The organism is Kitasatospora sp. NPDC059571, assembly GCF_042735675.1.
Taxonomy (GTDB): Bacteria; Actinomycetota; Actinomycetes; order Streptomycetales; family Streptomycetaceae; genus Kitasatospora.
In genome coordinates this window covers 2,252-5,651 of the sequence record NZ_JBHWBW010000500.1, presented here as the reverse complement: position 1 = coordinate 5,651, position 3,400 = coordinate 2,252, and the positions used below count along the sequence as shown (strand labels likewise).

Here is a 3,400-nt window from a genome sequence, read left to right as displayed (position 1 = left end):
GGGGGGGGGGGGGGGGGGGGGCCCCCCCCCCGCCGTGGTGCAACGGGGGGTCAGCCCATGTGCGGGTAGCGGTAGTCCGTCGGCGGGACGAACGTCTCCTTGATCGAGCGGGTCGACGTCCAGCGCATCAGGTTCTGCTTGGCGCCGGCCTTGTCGTTGGTGCCGGAGGCGCGGCCGCCGCCGAAGGGCTGCTGGCCGACGACGGCGCCGGTCGGCTTGTCGTTGATGTAGAAGTTGCCGGCCGCGTGGCGCAGAACGGCCATGGCGTGCTGCACGGCCGCGCGGTCCTGGGCGATGATCGAGCCGGTCAGGCCGTACGAGGAGACCGACTCCATCTGCGCGAGCATCTCGTCGTAGTTCTCGTCCTGGTAGACGTGCACGGCCAGGATCGGGCCGAAGTACTCGTCGCGGAAGAACTCACTCGCCGGGTCCGCGCAGACCAGCACGGTCGGGCGGACGAAGTAGCCCACCGAGTCGTCGTAGCTGCCGCCGGCCAGGACCTCGACCGTCGGGTCGGCCTTGGCGCGGTCGATGGCGGCCTTGTTCTTGGCGAAGGCGCGCTCGTCGATCACGGCGCCCATGAAGTTGGACAGGTCGGAGACGTCGCCCATGGTGAGCCACTCGACCTCGTCGCGGAAGTCGTCCTTGATCTCGTTCCAGAGCGAGGCCGGGACGTAGGCGCGGGAGAGCGCCGAGCACTTCTGGCCCTGGAACTCGAAGGCGCCGCGGGTCATCGCGGTCTTCAGCACGGCCTTGTCGGCGGACGGGTGGGCGACCAGGAAGTCCTTGCCGCCGGTCTCGCCGACGATCCGCGGGTAGGTGCGGTAGCCGGCGATGTTGGTGCCGACCTCGCGCCACAGGTGCTGGAAGGTGGCGGTGGAGCCGGTGAAGTGGATGCCGGCCAGCGCCGGGTGCTTGAGGGCGACCTCGGAGACGGCCAGGCCGTCGCCGGTGACCATGTTGATGACGCCCTTGGGCAGGCCGGCGGCCTCCAGCAGCTGCATCAGGTAGTGCGCGGCGAACTGCTGGGTGGGGGACGGCTTCCAGATGACCACGTTGCCCATCAGCGCGGGCGCGGTCGGCAGGTTGCCGGCGATCGCGGTGAAGTTGAACGGGGTGATCGCGTAGACGAAGCCCTCCAGCGGGCGGTGGTCGCTGCGGTTCCACACGCCGTCCGAGGAGATCGGCTGCTCGGAGATGATCTGCCGGGCGAAGTGCACGTTGAAGCGCAGGAAGTCGACCAGCTCGCAGGGGGTGTCGATCTCCGCCTGCTGGGCGGTCTTCGACTGGCCGAGCATGGTGGCGGCGGCCAGGGTCTCGCGCCAGGGGCCGGCCAGCAGGTCGGCGGCGCGGAGGAAGATCGCGGCGCGGGAGTCGAACGAGAGCGCCTGCCAGGCCGGCGCGGCGGCCAGGGCAGCATCGATGGCGTCCTGCGCATCGGCCTGGGTGGCGTTGCGCAGGGTGCCGAGCCTCGCCGCGTGGTTGTGCGGCTGGACGACGTGGATCTCGGAGCCGGCGCCCATGCGGCGCTCCCCGTCGATCGTCATGGTCAGCTGGATCGGCTCCTGGCCCCCCAGCTCCTTCAGCTTCGCCTCCAGGCGGGCCCGTTCGGGGCTGCCCGGGGCGTAGCTGTGGACCGGCTCGTTCACCGGCGCGGGGACCTGGGTCACAGCATCCATGGCGCGCGCTCTCCTTCTCGTCATGGTCGAGCCGGCGAGGGTCGCACGCCGGCCATGGGGGAACGCTATGCCGCCGGAACCCGCCACCTGATTGGCCTGGCGGCCAATGTCCTCCGTTCGGCGTTGTCCGATCGGATGAACGGCGGGTCCGGCGGTCCCTGCGGCCGGGCGGCGGTCAGCCGATGACCGGCTCGTCCCAGTCGATCCGGTGGCCGTGCACCGGCCCGAACATCCGCTCCGGGCGCAGGAAGGTGCGCAGCGCGATCGGGGCGAGCAGCCGCATCGCCGTCCGGGCGACGGGACCGGCGGCCTTCTCGTTGTTGGTCCGCGCCGCCTGGGCGACGATCCTCTCCACCCGGGCGCGCCGCAACCGCTCGTAGGCGGCGAACGCGGCCGCCGGGTCGGGCAGGTCGCGCAGGCAGCGGGCGAGCTGGACGGCGCTCTCGGCGGCCAGGGAGGCGCCCTGGCCGGAGCTCGGCGACGGGGCGTGCGCGGCGTCGCCGACCAGCACCAGGCGGTCGCGGTGCCAGCGCGGCACCGGGGGCAGGATGTGCATCGAGCCGACGCTCACCAGGGTGTCCGGACGGGCCGCGGCGAGGACGGGTGCGGCGGGCGCGTCGTCGGCGTGCTGCTCGCGCAGCCGGGCCAGCCAGTCGTCCGCGGACACCTGCCGGGCCTGCGCCGGGGTCATGGCCTCCTTGTGCGGCAGGTTGCTGAACCAGGCGGTGCCGCCGTCCGGCAGCGCCCACCAGCCGAAGAAGGCGCGCCGGCCGTTGGCGAAGTGCATCTCGTCCGGGGCCGCGCCGGCGGGCACGTGGTCGCTGAATCCGCCGAACCCGATCAGCCCGGTGCCGGCGGGGCCGGGGGCGGCCGGGTCGATCAGGGTGCGGACGGCGGAGCGCACGCCGTCCGCGCCGATCAGCACGTCGGCGTCGGCGCCCGTCCCGTCGGCGAACCGGGCGGTGACGCCGTCCGGCCGCTCGTCCGCGCCGACCAGCCGCCTGCCGTACACCACCGGCACGCCCTGCTCCTGCAGCCTGCGCCGGAGGACGGTGTACAGGTCGGAGCGCCACAGCACCAGGCCGGGCGGCAGGCCGGGGACCCCGCCGAAGGCGGCGAGCGGGCGGCCGCGCGGGTCGTCGATCAGCATCCGGCCGACCGGCTGGCCGATCGCCCGCACCTCCTCGTCGAGGCCGACCGCGCGCAGCGCGTCCAGCCCGTTGGGGGCGAGCATGAACACCCCGCCGACGCCGTCGGCCGGGCTCGCGTAGGCCTCGTGGACGGTCGCGTCGATGCCGGCCCGGTGCAGGGCCAGGGCGGTCACCGGACCGGCGATCCCGCCGCCGGCGACGAGGGCTGTGCGTACGCGCGTCATCTCAGACTCCTCACGTCCGATTGTCGAAGAACTCCTGCCAGGCCCGGACGGCCTCCGGCTGCCTGAGCGAGTCGACGAGGCCGGTGACGAAGGCCAGTTCGGCCTCCAGCACGCCGCGCCGGTACTCCTCCTCGATCAGGAAGATCCACGGGACGCCCTGCTCGCCGGCCGTCCGCACGGTGTCGCGGATCTCCCCGACCTGCGCGGTCAGCGCCGCGTGGCGCCGCTCCAGCAGGTCGGGGGGGGGCCGCCGGGGGCGGCGCCGCGGCGCGGGCCGCCGCCCCCCCCCCCCCCCGGGGCGGGGGGGGGCGGGGGGGGGCACAGTGGCGCGCCCACACCTGGGGCG

The 3,400-nt window shown here is 74.1% G+C and carries 2 protein-coding genes and 1 pseudogene; all 3 read right to left on the bottom strand.

The window, feature by feature from the left end:
- Positions 1-50: 50 nt before the first annotated feature.
- The gene (pruA, locus tag ACFV0G_RS33955) at positions 51-1,679 is read right to left on the bottom strand and encodes an L-glutamate gamma-semialdehyde dehydrogenase (protein ID WP_380556305.1); all 1,629 of its coding nucleotides are present in this window, start codon (positions 1,677-1,679) and stop codon (positions 51-53) included.
- A 175-nt stretch (positions 1,680-1,854) separates the two neighbouring features.
- Positions 1,855-3,054 (bottom strand): FAD-dependent oxidoreductase, encoded by a 1,200-nt coding sequence (locus ACFV0G_RS33950; RefSeq protein ID WP_380556303.1) that lies wholly within the window; start codon positions 3,052-3,054, stop codon positions 1,855-1,857.
- A 10-nt stretch (positions 3,055-3,064) separates the two neighbouring features.
- Positions 3,065-3,400: pseudogene (locus tag ACFV0G_RS33945) on the bottom strand (hypothetical protein); the annotation flags it as partial.